The following is a 16,344-nucleotide window of genomic DNA, read 5'->3' as shown; positions in this document are numbered from 1 at the left end:
TTTTGCATCCCGGCAAAACCTGTCCGGACCGGCACGGCCCCTGCATTCATTCGACCATCCGGCAATTTCATGGCGGCGATTCTCCGACACTCGGGGAAATCCACCGAACCAAGAGCCTGTACCGTCTGTCAGACCGTCTAGGCTCAGACAATTCCATGCTCGTTCGAGGTCTTATCAATGACTCAAGAACCACTTGTTCGCGAAGCTGAAGTTGCGGCATTTCGCGACGCCGTGTTGACCAAACTCACTTATGCCGTCGGCAAGGACCCCGATCACGCGTTTGATCACGATTGGTTCGAAGCCATTGCCCTCGCCGCCCGCGACCACATGGTCGAACACTGGATGGACCACACGCGGCAGATCTACCGCAAGGGTCAGAAGCGGGTCTATTACCTCTCCCTGGAATTTCTCATTGGTCGCTTGCTCTACGACAGCCTGAGCAACCTGGGCCTGCTGGACACTGCGCGCGAGGCCTTGACCGAACTGGGCGTGGACCTGGAGCGTATCCGCCTGCTCGAGCCCGACGCGGCGCTGGGCAACGGTGGCCTGGGCCGCTTGGCGGCGTGCTTCATGGAGAGCATGTCCACGCTGGGTATTGCCGGCCATGGCTACGGTATTCGTTATGAACACGGCCTGTTCCGCCAGGCCATCGTCGACGGTTGGCAGCAGGAGCAGACCGAGCACTGGCTGGATTTCGGCAACCCGTGGGAGTTCGAACGTCCGGAAGTGGTCTACCCGATCGGCTTTGGTGGCAGCGTCGAAACCGTTACCGACGACACCGGCAAGACCCGCCAGGTCTGGTCCCCGGCCGAAACCGTGCGGGCCATCGCCTATGACACCCCGGTAGTAGGCTGGCGCGGCGCGAGCGTCAACACCTTGCGTCTGTGGCGTGCCCGGGCCATGGAAGAGCTGCACCTGGAGCGCTTCAATGCCGGCGACCACCTCGGCGCCGTAGCCGAAGTGGCCCGGGCCGAAAGTATTTCCCGCGTGCTGTACCCGGCCGATAGCACCGAGGCCGGCCAGGAACTGCGTCTGCGCCAGGAATATTTCTTCGTCGCCGCCTCGTTGCAGGACTTGCTGCGCCGCCATCGCAACATGCACACCTCGGTGCTGACCCTGGGGGATCACGCCGCGATCCAGCTCAACGACACGCACCCGTCCATTGCCGTGGCCGAGTTGATGCGGCAATTGGTGGATGTCTACGACGTGGCCTGGGATGCGGCCTGGCAGGTCACCCAGGACACGCTGTCCTACACCAACCACACGCTGCTGCCCGAAGCCCTGGAAACCTGGCCGGTAGGGCTGATGGAGCGCATGTTGCCCCGGCACATGCAGATCATCTACCTTATCAACGCCCAGCACATCGATTCGCTGCGGGCCAAGGGTGTGCACGATTTCGACGTGCTGCGCTCGGTGTCGCTGATCGAGGAGGACAACGGTCGCCGGGTGCGCATGGGTAACCTGGCGTTCCTCGGTTCCCACAGCGTCAACGGTGTGTCCGGGCTGCATACCCAGTTGATGCGCAGCACGGTGTTCTCCGAGCTGCACAAACTCTATCCCGATCGGATCAACAACAAGACCAACGGCATCACCTTCCGCCGCTGGTTGTTCCAGGCCAACGCCGAATTGACCTCGATGATGGTCGACGCCCTCGGCCCGAGCGTGCTCGACAACCCCGAGGAGCGCCTGATCGAACTGGAGCCGTTCGCCGACAAGCCGGCGTTTCGCAAGGCGTTCGCCGAACAGCGCCTGCACAGCAAGAAGGCCTTGGCTTACCTGATCCACGAGCGACTGGGCATCGCCGTCAACCCGGCGGCGATGTTCGACGTGCAGGTCAAGCGGATCCACGAGTACAAGCGCCAGTTGCTCAACCTGATGCACACCGTGGCGCTGTACCAGGCGATTCGTGCCGAGCCGGAAGTGGACTGGGTGCCGCGGGTGAAGATCTTCGCCGGCAAGGCCGCTGCCAGTTATCACCAGGCCAAGCTGATCATCAAACTGACCAACGACATTGCCCGGGTGGTCAACAACGACCCGACCGTGCGCGGCTTGCTCAAGGTGGTATTCCTGCCCAACTACAACGTCAGCCTGGCCGAGAGCATCATCCCGGCGGCGGACTTGTCGGAGCAGATTTCCACCGCCGGTTTCGAAGCGTCGGGCACCAGCAACATGAAGTTCGGCCTCAACGGCGCGCTGACCATCGGCACCATGGACGGCGCCAACGTGGAAATGCACGAGCGCGTCGGCGGCGAACACATGTTCATCTTCGGCTTGACCGCCGAGCAGGTGGAAGCCCGCAAGCGCAATGGCGAGTTCAGCGCCGCGCCGGACATCGCCGCCTCACATCGACTCAACGATGTGTTGCAGGCGATTCGTGGCGGGGTGTTCTCGCCGGATGACCCGATGCGCTACGCCGGGCTCGTGGACTCGCTGGTGGATTACGACCGCTTCCTGGTGTGCGCCGATTTCGACGCCTACTGGAACGCCCAGGCCAAGGTCGAAGAGCGCTGGCATGACTCCAAGCAATGGTGGCGTTCGGCGGTCCTCAACACTGCGCGCATGGGCTGGTTCTCCTCGGACCGGACCATCCGGGAATACGCCACCGACATCTGGAAAGCCTTGGAGTAGCCTTTACTGCAAGAAATGTGAGCGAAGCCCAACGGCGGTTGGGCTTCGTCGATATACTAGGCGCCAGTTTCGCCGGGCTGTGTGGCCGGACTCGGTACTGGAAATGCCAACCATCCAATGTGGGAGCGAGCCGTGTGGGAGCAAGGCTTGCCCGCGATGAGGGCGCCGCGGTCTCTTGAGGACCGCAGCGCCTGGATCGCGAGCAAGCTTTGCTCCCACACAGCTCGCTCCCACAGGGTTTGGGGGTTTCCACTAGACTGATCCAGGCACCGCATCACCCCGGTTACGCCCGCAACGGGCCGCTTAGGGATATCGACCATGCAATGGATCTTGACGCTGTTGGGCCTGGCACTCGGCTGGGTGGTGGACGAGTCGTTCGCCGATGCGCTGATAGGCGCACTGGTGGGGCTTGGCATCGCCCAGTCGTTTCGACTGGGGCGCCTGGCTATCCAGGCGGCCAAGCAACAGATCTTATTGCAAGAGGCCCAGCAGAGCGTGCTCACGTTGGAGGCCCGCCTGGCGGTTCTCGAACGCGGCAAGGTGGCCGAACCGCCTGATCCGGCGCCAGCGTCCGAGGTTGTCGAACCCCAGGCCGCGCAGCCTGCAACGCGCACCGAGCCGCAGCTCGTCTGGGAGTTGCCGCCAGACCTCGAACCCGTTTCCGCGATGGCCAGCCAGGCCAGCCAGCCGTTGCCCGATGACATTTGGACGCCCGCGCCAGAGACCTCCAGTCGACGTGCCAACCGCGACTTCGCTCCTCTGCCCCTGGAGCCGATGGCTGCAGAACCGGCGGCCCCCCGTGGCCCAAATCTATTCGACCGCGCTATCACGGGCGCACGCAACTGGTTGTTCGGCGGCAACACCGTGCTGCGGGTCGGCGTGGTGCTGCTGTTCCTTGGCCTGGCGTTCTTGCTGCGCTACGCCACCGAAGGCATGGTGGTGCCGATCGAATTGCGCTATGCCGGCGTCGCGGCCAGCGCGTTGGGCCTGCTGGGCCTGGGCTGGTGGTTGCGCCAACGCAACAGCAGTTATGCGCTGATGCTCCAGGGGACCGGGATTGCCGTGCTGTACCTGACAGTGTTCGCCGCCATGCGCCTGCATCCGCTGCTCGATTCAAAGGCTGCGCTGGGCCTGCTGGTGGCGGTCACGGTGTTCTCGGCGATCCTCGCGGTTACCCAGAACGCCATGGGCCTGGCTGCTGCGGCGGCGCTTGGCGGGTTTGCCGCCCCGATCCTGACCTCCACCGGCAGCGGCAACCACGTTGCCCTGTTCAGCTATTTCATCCTGCTCAATGCCGGCATCCTCGCGATTGCCTGGTTCAAGGCCTGGCGCCTGCTCAACCTGATCGGTTTTGTCGGCACCTTCGGCATCGGTTTCGCCTGGGGCCTGCGTTCCTACACGCCGGAACTGCTGTGGAGCACCGAGCCGTTCCTGATCCTGTTCTTCCTCATCTACCTGGCGATTGGCTTGCTGTTCACGCGGCGCAAATTGTTGGAAATGAGCGACGCTCCTGAAGACGCTAGCCGCGAGGCGTTGCTGCGCTGGTCGGCGCGCAAGGGCGATTACGTGGACGGCAGCATGCTGTTTGGCCCGCCGCTGGTGGGCTTCGGCTTGCAGTTCGCCTTGGTCGAGCACCTTGAATTCGCCGCCGCCTTCAGCGCCCTGGCCCTGGGCATGATCTACATGGGCCTGGCTCGGCTATTGATGGATGGGCGCGCCCTGCTGTTGGCGGAAACCTGCCTGGCCCTGGGGGTGATTTTCGCCAGCCTGGCGATTCCGTTGGGGCTCGATGCCCGTTGGACCGCGGCGGCGTGGGCCGTGGAAGGCGCGGGAATCTTCTGGCTGGGCCTGCGTCAGCAACGTCCATTGGCCCGGGCCTTTGCCTTGTTGCTGCAAGTGGGCTCGGCACTGGCGTTCGTCAGCGAGTTGAGTTCTGGCGACGGCAGCTTGCTCGATGGCTCACCGCTGGGGGCGTTGATGCTTGGCGGCGCCTTGCTGTTCACCTTCTACCAGTTGCACAAGGCCGAGCCCGGACACTGCTCGCATTGGGAACGCCAGGGCCGGCCTGTGCTGGCTGTGCTGGGGTTGAGTTTCCTTTATCTGTTGGCACCGCTGTTCTTCTTCACCCACGGCACCGCCATTGCCTGGGCCTTCGCCGGATTGGCAACGCTGTTTGTCGGCCTGCGCCTGCAATCAAGAGCCTTCCTGTTTACCGCGTTCGCCGTGCAACTGTTGGGCGGTGCGTTGTTCCTGATGCGCCTGCAAGGCGCGGAAGGGGATTCGACGGCCGTGTTCAGTGCTGGCTGGAGCGGTTTGCTCAGTGCCTCGCTGATCGGCCTGGCGTTGATCGGCGGCATGTTGCTGGCGGCGCGCGACGACATGGTGCGCAACGATGTCCGGTTGCTGCGCGGCTTGTCGGTGGTATTGCTGGCGGGGCTGGTGCTGATCAATCTCGCGGTGCTGTTCGTCCTGCCGTGGCAAACGGCGAGCGGCGTATGGGCGGCCAGCGGCCTGTTGATCATCTGGCTGAGCCTGTACCTGAAACAACGGGTGAGCTTTGTCTTCGGCCTGCTGCTGCAACTGCTGGGCGGTGCGGCGTTCCTGACGGCGGGGCCGGCGCTGTTGGGGCCGCTCAATGCCGAGGACCTGCGGCCCCTGGCCCATAGCGGCTTCTGGACGCCGTTGGTGCTGGGGCTGGCAGCGCTGGTGGGGGCATGGCGCCTGCAACGGGCGCATGCGGCGCAGGAACTCGATGCCTTGAGCTTGCAGCGCCTGTCCGAACTGCTGCTGATCTGGGGCGCCGGTTGGTGGGCGCTGGCGTGGGTCAGCGAGGTGCTGCGCTTCGCTCCGGCGAACCTGCAAGGCAGCTTGCTGTTGGCGCTCGCGGCAGTCAGCGTGGCGGTGTGGAGCGTATTGTCGCCGCGCTTGAAGTGGCCGGCGCTGGGGCTGCTGTGCACCTTGTTGATCCCGGCGGCGGGTTGTGTGCTGGTGGCAACGGGGCACAGCCATTACCACCCGGCGGCGAACTTTGGTTGGCTGGCCTGGCTGGCGGTATTCGCCGTGCATCTCCTCTCGCTCAAGCGCTTGGCCGAGACGCTGCCGGCGCAGGCGCGCAGCACGGCCCACGTCCTCGGTTGCTGGTTGCTGATGGCGGTGCTGATGCTGGAGTTGCGTTACGGCCTGCTGTTGCTGTCCGAGCAGTACAACGCCTGGCGCTGGCTGGCCTGGGCGATCCTGCCAGGCTTGTACCTGGTGCTGATGGCCACGCCGCGTGCCTTGCCTTGGCCGGTCTCGGCCCAGCCGCGCGAATACCGTGTCTACGCGGCGGCGCCCATGGCGCTGTTGATGCTCGGTTGGTTCTGGCTGACCAACACCTTCAGCGATGGCAACTCAGAGCCACTGCCTTACGTGCCGTTGCTCAATCCCTTGGAGCTGGGCCTGCTGTTCGCCTTGTTCGGTATCTATGTGTGGGCCCGCAACGCCGTGGCGCAATCGACGAACCGCTGGAGTCGCGTCGGGCACATTGCCCAGTTGATCGCCGGTGTGTCGCTGTTCGCGTTCTTCACTGCCCTGGTGATGCGCACGGCTCACCAGTGGATGGGCGTGCCGTACGAGCTGGATGCGCTGCTCGAGTCAATGTTCGTGCAGGCCGGCTTGTCCATTGTCTGGACCCTGATCGCCCTGGGCCTGATGATCGGTGGTCACCTGCGCCATCGTCGGGAAGTGTGGCTGGTGGGCGCGGCGTTGATCGCCGTGGTCGTGGCGAAGCTGTTCTTTGTCGAATTGAGTAACCGTGGCGGTCTGGCGCGGATCGTGTCGTTTATCGGCGTGGGCGTGTTGTTGCTGGTGGTGGGCTACTTCGCGCCGCTGCCGCCAAAACGCCCGGAAACGGCCTCACCGGTCGAGCCGCCGATGCCTGTCAGTGAGGGAGTGTCATCTTGAGTCGCACGTTGAATCGGATCGGGCTGGGTATGGTCGGCTTGTGGGTGGTCTTGTCGGCTACGGCCCAGGAGCAACCGGCGGATTTCGCCCATCAGGTGCCGTTGGCCTTGAGCGGCGAAGGGCCGTGGTATCGCCTGCCATTGCCATTGGATGTTCAATTGCAAGCGCGGCAGACTGACCTGAGTGACCTGCGGGTCTTCAACGCCGCCGGCCAGGCCCAGGCCTACGCCTTGGTGCGCGAGTCGGCCCAGAGCCGGGAAAACCGCACCCTCACCGACGTGAAGTGGTTCCCGCTGTACAACGCCGCCGATGATAACGAGCGCGCGCCTAGTGTACGGGTGCAATCGAACGCCAACGGCACCCTGGTGGAAGTCCAACCCGCCAGCCGGCTCGAAGCCGGGGAAGAGGCGTTGCGTGGCTGGTTGCTGGATGCCAGTGCGATCAAGGCACCGCTGCAGCAGTTGATCCTCGACTGGACCAGCGAGCGCGACGGCTTCCAGCGATTCACCATCGAAGCCAGTGACGATTTGCAGCACTGGCAGTCATGGGGCGAAGGCCAGGTGGCGCGCCTGACCTTTGCCGACGAGCAGGTCGAACAGCATGAAGTGAACCTGCCGGGGCAGTCGGCGCGCTACCTGCGGCTGCTGTGGGATTCGCCGTCCTCCGCACCGGTGCTGACTTCGGCCCAGTTGCAAAGCGCCAGCCGCGAAAACCTGCCGTTGCCACTGGCCTGGTCGCAGCCGTTGGCCGGCAGCACGACGAAGACCGGTGAATACACCTGGCAGCTGCCCATGGGGCTGAACATCGAACAGGTGGAGGTCGAACTGAGCCAGGCCAACAGCCTGGCGCCGGTGACCCTGGCTGGCCGCCGCGAAAGCAGCCATCCGTGGCAGCCGCTGGGCGCTGGTTTGCTTTATCGCCTGACCCAGAACGGCCAGGACGTGCTGCAAAACCAATTGCAACTGTCCGGCCAGACCGTGCAGCAATTGAAGTTGACCGTGGACGAGCGCGGCGGTGGCCTGGGAACCGAAGCCCCGGCGTTGCGCTTTGCGGTGCGTCCGACCCAGGTGGTGTTCCTGGCGCGGGGCGAAGGGCCTTATCGCCTGGCGCTGGGCAGCGCGACCGTCAAGGCGGCCAGCTTACCCTTGACCACGCTGGTGCCCGACTACAAACCGTCGCGCCTGGCGACGCTGGGGACGGCGACAGTGAACGGCGCGGCCACTTCGACGCCGACTGCGGCCGCTGCCACTGTGCCGGCGACGGTCGATACCAACTGGAAGAAAATCGGCTTGTGGGCGGTGTTGCTGCTGAGCGTGCTGTTCCTCGCGGCGATGGCCTTCAGCCTGCTGCGCAAGCCGCCGGTCAAGAACTGAGGCGGGTGCTGCGCACCCATCGCGAGCAGGCTCGCTCCCACACTGGATTTATGGCGGATATAAAATCTGTGTCCGCAGAAGATCAAATGTGGGAGCGAGCCTGCTCGCGATAGCGTCCTATCAAGCAACAGAAATACCCAAGCGAAGCGCTGCGCCGTGAACTCAATCCTCCATATCCCGTCTCATAGGAGGAATTAAGTCCCGACTCGCGCTAAACTGCGCTGGTTTTTCCGCCCCCTATTCTTCGGAGCCGTCCATGTCCCGCGTTACCTTGAGTCGCTATTTGATTGAGCAGACCCGCAGCAACAATACCCCTGCCGATCTGCGCTTTTTGATCGAAGTGGTGGCGCGTGCCTGCAAGGAGATCAGCCACGCCGTCTCCAAAGGCGCCTTGGGTGGTGTCCTGGGCAGCATGGGCACCGAAAACGTGCAGGGCGAAGTGCAGAAGAAGCTGGACGTGCTGTCCAACGAAATCCTGCTCGAAGCCAACGAATGGGGCGGTCACCTGGCCGGCATGGCGTCCGAGGAAATGGACAATGCCTACCAGATCCCCGGCAAATATCCCAAGGGTGCCTACCTGCTGGTGTTCGACCCACTGGACGGTTCGTCGAACATCGACATCAATGCGCCGGTCGGCACCATTTTCTCGGTACTGCGTTGCCCGAACGAGTACCTGAGCCAGAACGAAGCCCTGAATGAAAAGGCCTTCTTGCAGCCAGGCACCGAGCAGGTTGCCGCCGGTTACGCCATCTACGGCCCGCAGACCATGCTGGTGCTGACCTTGGGCGACGGCGTCAAGGGCTTCACCCTGGATCGCGAGATGGGCAGCTTCGTCCTGACCCACGAAGACATCACCATTCCTGAAACCACCCAGGAATTCGCCATCAACATGTCCAACCAGCGTCACTGGGAAGCTCCGGTACAACGCTACGTCAGTGAGTTGCTGGCCGGTGAAGAAGGCCCGCTGAAGAAGAACTACAACATGCGCTGGGTCGCCGCGATGGTTGCCGATGTGCACCGGATCCTGACCCGTGGCGGCCTGTTCATGTACCCGCGCGACAGTCGCGAGCCCTCCAAGCCAGGCAAGCTGCGCCTGATGTACGAAGCCAACCCGATGTCGTTCCTGGTGGAGCAGGCCGGTGGCGCTTCCACCGACGGCCACCAGCGCATCCTCGACATCAAGCCTGAAGGCCTGCACCAGCGCGTTGCTGTGTTCCTCGGCTCGAAGGAAGAAGTGGCACGCGCCACGGCTTACCACAAGGAGTAAACCATGGCCGAGCCCTGGCAGCCGTTGCTCGATTGGTGGTTTGGTTCAGCCCAGACGCCGGACGAAATAGCGGCTGACAAGGGCAAGCTGTGGTTTGGCAAAGGCCATGATCGCCTGGCGCAAGAGCGCTTCGGCGATCAGGTCGAGCAGGCACTGGCCGGCGGATTGACCGATTGGGCGCAACGCCCGGAAGGTTGGCTGGCCCTGGTGTTGCTGCTGGATCAACTCCCGCGGATGATCTTTCGCAACACCCCCAAGGCTTTTTCCGGTGACCTGCGTGCCCAAGCGCTGGTGGCCCAAGGCATGGCCGCGGGTTTCGACCGGCAACTCAAACCGATCCAGCGGGTATTCATCTACCTGGTACTCGAACACTGCGAAAACCTCGCGGTGCAGAACGAGGCCGTATCGCGGTTCATCGAACTGGTTCGAGAGCAACCCGAGGCGCAGCAGGCGGTGTTTGAAGACAACCTGGATTATGCCGAGCGGCATCAGAAGATCATTGCCCGATTTGGACGCTTTCCCCATCGCAATGCGGTGTTGGGGCGCGAGTCCACGGCTGAGGAAGTGGAGTTTTTGAGCAGGCCTGGGTCCAGGTTCTAAATAGTGTTGTGGCCGCTATCGCTATCGCCATCGCGAGCAGGCTCGCTCCCACAGTTGATCTTCCACGGAGGCACCTTTTGTTGCTCAACAGAAACCCAGTGTGGGAGCGAGCCTGCTCGCGATGGGGCCAGATGCTTCAACCGCGCTGCTTTCTGCTTAAGAGCGGGGCAAGTCTGTGAATTCTCCATGTACGCTCATTGAAGATCCATCTCATCCAATTCGGTGACACCGCAAGACCATTGTGGGAGCCAGCTTGCTCGCGATAGGGGTGCCACAGTCGACGAAAATGTTGGATGTGCCGGCCTCTTCGCGAGCAAGCCCGCTCCCACAGCTGATCAGGTTTCCCTGACGGAACGCGGTCAACTGTGGGAGCGGGCTTGCTCGCGAAAGGGCCCTTGAGAGCGCTAGATCCGGAAACTCCCCACCAACTGCTTCAACCGCGCCGCCTGCTGCTCCAGGTCGGAACAGGCGCGCAAGGTCGCTTGCAGGTTCTCCACGCCTTCCTGGTTCAGCGTATTGATCTCGGTGATGTCGACGTTGATCGATTCCACCACGGCGGTCTGTTCTTCGGTGGCGGTGGCCACGGATTGGTTCATGCCGTCGATTTCACCGATGCGTTGGGTGACGCTGCTCAGTCGCTCGCCGGCCTGGTTGGCGATGCTGACGCTGCCTTCACTCTGGCGCTGGCTGTCGGTCATGGTCAGTACCGCTTCCCGCGCACCGACTTGCAACTCCTCGATCATCTTCTGCACTTGCTGCGCCGAATCCTGGGTGCGGTGGGCCAGGTTGCGCACTTCGTCGGCCACCACCGCGAAGCCGCGACCGGCTTCACCGGCCCGGGCCGCTTCGATGGCGGCGTTGAGGGCGAGCAGGTTGGTTTGCTGGGAGATGCTGGTGATCACCTCGAGGATCTGACCGATGTTCACCGTGTTGCTGTTCAAGGTTTCGATGTTGCCGCACGAATCGCTGATCTTGGCTGACAACTGCTGCATGGCCGCGATGGTTTTATCCACCACTTGCTGGCCATCTTCGGCCAGGTTGCGGGCCTCGCTGGAATGTTGCGAGGCGAGGGCGGCATTCTGGGCGATTTCCTGGGCGGCGGCGCCGAGCTGGTTGATGGCCGCGGCCACGCTGCTGGTGCGCGACGCCTGCTGGTCGGAGTTGAACATCGACGAGTTGGACGCGCTGACCACGCGCAGGGCGACTTCGTTGACCTGGCCGGTGGCCGAGGCCACTTCGCGGATCGAGGTGTGAATGCGCTCGACGAAACGGTTGAACGACGTGCCCAGGGCGCCGAATTCATCATGGCCGTGGATGACCAGGCGCCGAGTCAGGTCGCCTTCGCCTTCGGCGATGTCATGCATGGCGCGGCCCATGGTCAGCAGCGGTTGCATCAACACGCGGATCAACATGCCCAGCAAAGCGATGATGAACACCACGGCGATGAACATGGCGATCAACGCCGAGGTGCGGAATTCGCTGAGCATTGCCAGGGCGGTGTCCTTATCAAGCACCAGCGCCACGTACCAGTTGGCCCCGGGCACGCCGTTGACTTGGGTGAAGGAGATGAACTGGGTCTTGCCGTCGAGGTCGACTTCTTTCACGCCCGGGCTGATTTGCGGCGCGCCGTTGGGGTAGGCCTCGGCCAGGGTCTTGAGCACGCGCTTGCTGTCGGGGTGGATCAGGATCTTGCCGTCGGCGCTGACGATGAACGCGTGGCCGTGGCCGCCGAAGTTCAGCGAGTTGATGATGGCGCTGACGCTGGACAGGTCGATGTCCGCCCCGGCCACGCCGATCATCTGATTCTGGCGCTGTACCGGTGTCGCAACGGTAATGACCAACTTGCCGGACGAAGCCGCGATGTAGGGTTCGGTGACGATGGTTTGCTGTGCGCTGTTGGCGGCCTTGTACCAGCCACGGGCGCGCGGATCGTAGTCGGCGGCGCGATTGCCGGCCGGGACGGAGAACATCACGCCGTCGGTGCCGCCGAAATAGCTGAGCTGGAAGTTGCCGGTGTAGGCCGGCAGGCCCACGGCGCGCTTGAGGCTGTCGGCACTGTTGCCGTCCACGGCGATCTGCTGGGCCAGCGATTGCAGCAATTGGATACGGCCGTCGACCCACGTCTGGATGTTACGGCTGGTCAGGTTGCCGAGTTCCTGCATGGAGGTCTCGGTGCTGGCATGCAGGCTCTGGCGTTGACGGTAGTCGTTGAACAGGATGAAACAGGCGAATGCAACGGCCACCACGAGGGCGGCAGCCAGCAGGATTTTATGGCTGAATTTCATGTTTCTGGTCATTAAGAGCACTACCGCGGAGGGACGGGTCAGGACGGGCTGTCAATTTGCCATAGCGCAGGGTTTTGCGCTGTGACTTTTTATCGGCGTCAAAGCCCGGCCCATCAGGCGTCCCGGGTCCAATCCCGACGAAAGGTACGACGGCGTCACAATCCGGTTGATTCATTCCTGAAACACCTCTGTACGGCCAATAAATACTGGCGGCGCGAGGGAACCAGATAGGGGTTTTCTCTTCTAAGGATCAGGTTGGCACCCTGCCACCTCCCTTCCGCTCCAGGAGTTACACCATGTCGCTGCGTTCTATCGCTCTGCTGTTTATGTGCGTCGTGCTGACCGCATGCAGCAAGGTCAACCAGGAAAACTATTCGAAGCTGTCGGCTGGCATGCCCAAGGCCGAAGTCGAAACGTTGCTGGGGAAACCGACCGATTGCTCAGGCGCCCTAGGCATGTCCAGCTGCACCTGGGGCGACCAGAAAAGCTTTATCAGCGTGCAGTACGCCGGTGACAAAGTGTTGATGTTTTCCGGCCAAGGCCTGAAGTAAACCGAGGCCACAGGCCTGCGGGAGAAAAATAATGATGCGGTTAGTTTTTGTGCTTTTGGCCGGCCTGGTATTGGCTGGCTGTGCCACTTCTGGCGAAGATCCGTTGGCACCCAAGACGGTCAACAGCGTCAACCTCAAGCGTTACCAAGGGACCTGGTATGAGTTGGCCCGCCTGCCCATGTATTTCCAGCGCAATTGCGCGCAATCGGAAGCTCACTACACCCTCAAGCCTGACGGCAACGTGGGTGTGCTCAATCGCTGCCTGACCTCGGATTGGCAGTGGGAAGAGGCCAGGGGCACCGCGACGCCGCAGGTGCCGGGCAAGACCGACAAACTCTGGGTCGAATTCGATAACTGGTTTTCCCGGATCGTGCCGGGCGTGGCGAAAGGGCAATACTGGGTGCTCTACGTCAGCGATGACTACAAGACCGCTATCGTCGGCGACCCGAGCCGTCGCTACATGTGGCTGCTGTCCCGCACACCGACCGTCAACAGCGTCGTGCGCGAGGAGTTGCTGAGCAAGGCGCGCCAGCAGGGCTACGACACGACACGCCTGATCTGGCGCGCGTCGGACCGGCAGATGGCCAAGACTTCGGACTAAGCGACAACCAGGATCCAGGTGGGAGCGAGCCTGCTCGCGAATACGGTGCATCAGACACATCAATGTCGGCTGTCACACCGCTTTCGCGAGCAGGCTCGCTCCCACAGGTTAATAGGGGTCAATCCAAAAGTTCGCGCAATACCTGGGTAAACGCCCGGGCGCTTTGCTCTTCGCCGGCATGCCGCCCCTCACGCACCACCCACCGTCCGCCGACCATCACATCGCGCACCTGGCGATCGCCGCCGGCGAACAGCCAGCGATTGAGGATCCCGTCGCCCTGGGCCGTGGCCAGGTATGGATCGTTTCCATCGAGCACCAGCCAGTCGGCGCGCTTGCCGATTTCGAGAGCGCCGATCGGCTGCCCCAGGGCTTGGGCGCCGCCTTCCAATGCCGCGTCAAACAAGGTGCGGCCAACCATCGGCTGATCTGCCTGATACAAGCGATTGCGCCGTTGATCCCGCAGGCGCTGGCCATATTCCAGCCAGCGCAATTCTTCGACCACGCTCAATGACACATGGCTGTCGGAGCCAATACCGAGGCGTCCGCCCTGGGCGAGGAAATCCACCGCCGGGAAAATCCCGTCCCCCAGGTTGGCTTCGGTGGTCAGGCACAGGCCGGCAATCGCCCGGCTCTTGGCCATGAGGCTGACTTCCTGGGCGTTGGCGTGGGTGGCGTGGACCAGGCACCAGCGCTGGTCGACCTCGGTGTTTTCATACAGCCATTGCAACGGGCGGGCGCCGCTCCAGCTCAGGCAGTCGTCGACTTCCTTCTGCTGTTCGGCGATGTGGATGTGCACCGGGCACTCGCGGTCGCTGGCGGCCAGCACGTCGTGGATTTGCCCTGGCGTCACGGCGCGCAGCGAGTGGAAGCACAGGCCCAGTGCCTGGGACGCTTGCCCGGCCAGGATCGGCTGCAAGCGCGACTGCAGCTTCAAGTAGTTTTCGGTGCTGTTGATGAAGCGGCGCTGCCCGTCATTGGGTGCCTGGCCGCCAAAGCCGGAGTGGCTATAGAGCACCGGCAGCAGCGTCAGGCCAATGCCGGCGGCGCTGGCGGCGTGGCTGATGCGCAGGGCCAGCTCCGCCGGGTCGGCGTAGGGCGCGCCGTTGGTGTCAAGGTGAACATAATGGAATTCGGCGACCGAGGTGTAGCCGGCCTTGAGCATTTCGATGTACAGCTGGCGGGCGATGACGCCGAGTTGGTCGGGGCTGATTTTTCCGACGAGGCGGTACATCAAGTCGCGCCAGGTCCAGAAACTGTCGTTGGGATTGCCCGCCACCTCCGCCAGCCCGGCCATCGCTCGCTGGAAGGCGTGGGAGTGCAGGTTCGGCATGCCCGGCAACAGCGGACCGCCCAGCCGTTCGGCGCCGTCTGCGTGGGAGCCGGTCTGGATATGGGTCAGGACGCCTGCGGCATCGACCTCAAGACGTACATCATCGGCCCATCCGCTAGGCAGCAGCGCGCGTTCGGCAAAGAAGGCGGACATGGTTCAACCTCATCGTGCGTAATTTGTATATACATATACAGACGTTTGCCTGGCCGGTAAACTCCGGCAAGCTAGCAACCTTATTCGCAGAACAGGGAACCGCCGTGCCGACTCCGCCTGCCAAACCGCCGCTGGCCGCACACATGGGTGACAGTCCGGCGCCCTTGTACGCCCGCGTCAAACAGATGATCACCCAGCAGATCGACAGTGGAAACTGGCCGCCGCATTACCGCGTGCCGTCGGAAAGCGAGCTGGTCAGCCAGTTGGGCTTCAGCCGCATGACCATCAACCGTGCCCTGCGGGAAATGACCGCCGATGGCCTGCTGGTGCGCATGCAGGGGGTCGGCACGTTCGTGGCAGAGCCCAAGAGCCAATCCGCGTTGTTCGAAGTACACAACATCGCCGACGAAATTGCCTCCCGTGGTCATCGCCATACTTGCAAGGTCATCACCCTGGAAGAAGAGGCGGCCGGTTCGGAGCGGGCCCTGGCCCTGGACATGCGTGAAGGGCAAAAGGTGTTCCATTCGCTGATCGTGCACTTCGAGAACGACATCCCCGTGCAAATCGAGGACCGTTTCGTCAACGCGCTGGTGGCACCTGAATACCTCAAGCAGGACTTCACCGTGCAAACCCCCTACGCCTACCTGAACCAGGTTGCACCGCTGACCGAAGGCGAGCACGTGGTGGAGGCGATCCTGGCCGAGCCGAGTGAGTGCAAGCTGTTGCAGATCGAAAGGGGCGAGCCGTGCTTGTTGATTCGCCGCCGCACCTGGTCCGGGCGCCAACCGGTCACCGCCGCACGCCTGATCCATCCGGGCTCCCGTCACAGTCTGGAAGGGCGTTTCCATAAATGAGCCAATTGAAGGTTTTACGCGCCGCGGATTACCCACGCATGCCGTGGAAAAACGGTGGCGGCAGCACTGAAGAAATCACTCGCGATGCCGGCGTCGGCCTGGAAGGTTTCGGCTGGAGGTTGTCGATTGCCGACATCGGTGAGTCGGGTGGTTTTTCCACCTTCGCCGGTTACGAGCGGGTCATCAGTGTCTTGCAGGGTGACGGCATGACGTTGAATGTCGATGGTCAGGCGACGCGGGCGCTTTATCCGCTGGACGCTTTTGCGTTCAGCGGCGAGAGCCATGTGTTTTGCACGCTGCTGGGCGGACCGATTCGCGACTTCAACCTGATCTACGCACCGCAGCGTTACCGCGCTCGATTGCAATGGTTGGGCGGCCAGCAGCGGTTCTTCAGCGAGGCGGGGACGGTGTTGGTGTTTAGTGCGGCTCCGACGCTGAGGGTCAAGATGGATGAGGCTGTCGAGGCGCTGGGGCTTTATGACTGCTTGCAACTGAGCGGAAATACCGGGCTGCTGGAAATCACCACCCACGGCCAATGCTGTGTGATCGAGCTGACGGCCCACTAATTTCAGCTTCTTAAGTACCCTGTGGGAGCAAGGCTTGCCCGCGATGAAGGCGATGCGGTCTGACAGAAAATCGAGTCGCCTGCGTCGCGGGCAAGCCTTGCTCCCACAGATAAATTCCCTCGCCACGAAGTGCCTGCCTGCTGTTTCTTCTGCGCACCAACTTGTTACCGAACGCCCCAGCGTGGCGCAATACC

General features: G+C 62.8%; 11 protein-coding genes. 9 read left to right on the top strand and 2 right to left on the bottom strand.

The features are described 5' to 3' along the window. The first annotated feature begins 177 nt into the window (after nucleotides 1-177). From J3361_RS05210 to J3361_RS05190, 5 genes are all read left to right on the top strand, one after another. On the top strand, nucleotides 178-2,628 hold the full coding sequence (locus tag J3361_RS05210; protein ID WP_207963046.1) for a glycogen/starch/alpha-glucan phosphorylase: 2,451 nt from the start codon (nucleotides 178-180) through the stop codon (nucleotides 2,626-2,628). A 318-nt stretch (nucleotides 2,629-2,946) separates the two neighbouring features. Continuing rightward, the gene (locus J3361_RS05205; RefSeq protein WP_207963040.1) at nucleotides 2,947-6,570 is read left to right on the top strand and encodes a DUF2339 domain-containing protein; all 3,624 of its coding nucleotides are present in this window, start codon (nucleotides 2,947-2,949) and stop codon (nucleotides 6,568-6,570) included. Next, on the top strand, nucleotides 6,567-7,943 hold the full coding sequence (locus tag J3361_RS05200) for a DUF3999 domain-containing protein (RefSeq protein WP_207963039.1): 1,377 nt from the start codon (nucleotides 6,567-6,569) through the stop codon (nucleotides 7,941-7,943). Before J3361_RS05205 ends, J3361_RS05200 begins: the two co-directional genes overlap by 4 nt. Nucleotides 7,944-8,199: 256 nt before the next feature. Then, nucleotides 8,200-9,210, top strand: a complete 1,011-nt coding sequence (locus tag J3361_RS05195; RefSeq protein WP_030141457.1) for a class 1 fructose-bisphosphatase — start codon at nucleotides 8,200-8,202, stop codon at nucleotides 9,208-9,210. Between the two features lie 3 nt (nucleotides 9,211-9,213). After that, the gene (locus tag J3361_RS05190) at nucleotides 9,214-9,810 is read left to right on the top strand and encodes a DUF924 family protein (RefSeq protein WP_207963038.1); all 597 of its coding nucleotides are present in this window, start codon (nucleotides 9,214-9,216) and stop codon (nucleotides 9,808-9,810) included. A gap of 404 nt (nucleotides 9,811-10,214) precedes the next feature. On the opposite strand, the gene J3361_RS05185 is transcribed toward J3361_RS05190, so the two are convergent. Next, nucleotides 10,215-12,107 carry a methyl-accepting chemotaxis protein gene (locus tag J3361_RS05185; RefSeq protein WP_207963037.1) on the bottom strand — a complete coding sequence of 631 codons (1,893 nt, stop codon included), beginning with the start codon at nucleotides 12,105-12,107 and terminating at the stop codon, nucleotides 10,215-10,217. A 284-nt stretch (nucleotides 12,108-12,391) separates the two neighbouring features. Between J3361_RS05185 and J3361_RS05180 the strand changes: the two genes are divergently transcribed. Together J3361_RS05180 and J3361_RS05175 are read left to right on the top strand one after the other, a co-directional pair. After that, nucleotides 12,392-12,646, top strand: coding sequence for a hypothetical protein (locus tag J3361_RS05180; RefSeq protein WP_003186715.1), 255 nt, complete (start codon nucleotides 12,392-12,394; stop codon nucleotides 12,644-12,646). A gap of 31 nt (nucleotides 12,647-12,677) precedes the next feature. Then, entirely contained in the window at nucleotides 12,678-13,247 is a 570-nt protein-coding gene (locus J3361_RS05175) for a lipocalin family protein (protein WP_079301546.1), read from the top strand. 118 nt (nucleotides 13,248-13,365) lie between these two features. Here J3361_RS05175 and J3361_RS05170 read toward each other — a convergent pair whose 3' ends face one another. Beyond that, complete coding sequence (locus tag J3361_RS05170) at nucleotides 13,366-14,730, bottom strand: formimidoylglutamate deiminase (RefSeq protein ID WP_207963035.1); 1,365 nt, start codon at nucleotides 14,728-14,730, stop codon at nucleotides 13,366-13,368. A gap of 143 nt (nucleotides 14,731-14,873) precedes the next feature. Here J3361_RS05170 and hutC point away from each other — a divergent pair, with 143 nt between their 5' ends. Both hutC and J3361_RS05160 read left to right on the top strand, forming a co-directional pair. Further along, nucleotides 14,874-15,584 carry a histidine utilization repressor gene (hutC, locus tag J3361_RS05165; RefSeq protein ID WP_207963178.1) on the top strand — a complete coding sequence of 237 codons (711 nt, stop codon included), beginning with the start codon at nucleotides 14,874-14,876 and terminating at the stop codon, nucleotides 15,582-15,584. After that, nucleotides 15,581-16,150, top strand: coding sequence for a HutD family protein (locus tag J3361_RS05160; RefSeq protein WP_207963033.1), 570 nt, complete (start codon nucleotides 15,581-15,583; stop codon nucleotides 16,148-16,150). The genes hutC and J3361_RS05160 overlap by 4 nt, the downstream gene beginning before the upstream one ends. Nucleotides 16,151-16,344: the final 194 nt, after the last annotated feature.

Origin of the sequence: Pseudomonas sp. OA65 (assembly GCF_017498305.1) — a bacterium.
Lineage (GTDB): Bacteria > Pseudomonadota > Gammaproteobacteria > Pseudomonadales > Pseudomonadaceae > Aquipseudomonas > Aquipseudomonas zanjanensis.
Note: the sequence above shows the minus strand (reverse complement) of the source record. Positions and strands in the feature narration are given on the sequence as shown.

Excerpts from the sequence above, each read along its gene's own strand:
- J3361_RS05210 (WP_207963046.1), top strand. The coding sequence starts at position 178 with ATGACTCAAGAACCACTTGTTCGCGAAGCTGAAGTTGCGGCATTTCGC.
- J3361_RS05205 (WP_207963040.1), top strand. The coding sequence starts at position 2,947 with ATGCAATGGATCTTGACGCTGTTGGGCCTGGCACTCGGCTGGGTGGTG.
- J3361_RS05195 (WP_030141457.1), top strand. The coding sequence starts at position 8,200 with ATGTCCCGCGTTACCTTGAGTCGCTATTTGATTGAGCAGACCCGCAGC.
- J3361_RS05190 (WP_207963038.1), top strand. The coding sequence starts at position 9,214 with ATGGCCGAGCCCTGGCAGCCGTTGCTCGATTGGTGGTTTGGTTCAGCC.
- J3361_RS05185 (WP_207963037.1), bottom strand. The coding sequence starts at position 12,107 with ATGACCAGAAACATGAAATTCAGCCATAAAATCCTGCTGGCTGCCGCC.
- J3361_RS05180 (WP_003186715.1), top strand. The coding sequence starts at position 12,392 with ATGTCGCTGCGTTCTATCGCTCTGCTGTTTATGTGCGTCGTGCTGACC.
- J3361_RS05175 (WP_079301546.1), top strand. The coding sequence starts at position 12,678 with ATGATGCGGTTAGTTTTTGTGCTTTTGGCCGGCCTGGTATTGGCTGGC.
- J3361_RS05170 (WP_207963035.1), bottom strand. The coding sequence starts at position 14,730 with ATGTCCGCCTTCTTTGCCGAACGCGCGCTGCTGCCTAGCGGATGGGCC.
- hutC (WP_207963178.1), top strand. The coding sequence starts at position 14,874 with ATGGGTGACAGTCCGGCGCCCTTGTACGCCCGCGTCAAACAGATGATC.
- J3361_RS05160 (WP_207963033.1), top strand. The coding sequence starts at position 15,581 with ATGAGCCAATTGAAGGTTTTACGCGCCGCGGATTACCCACGCATGCCG.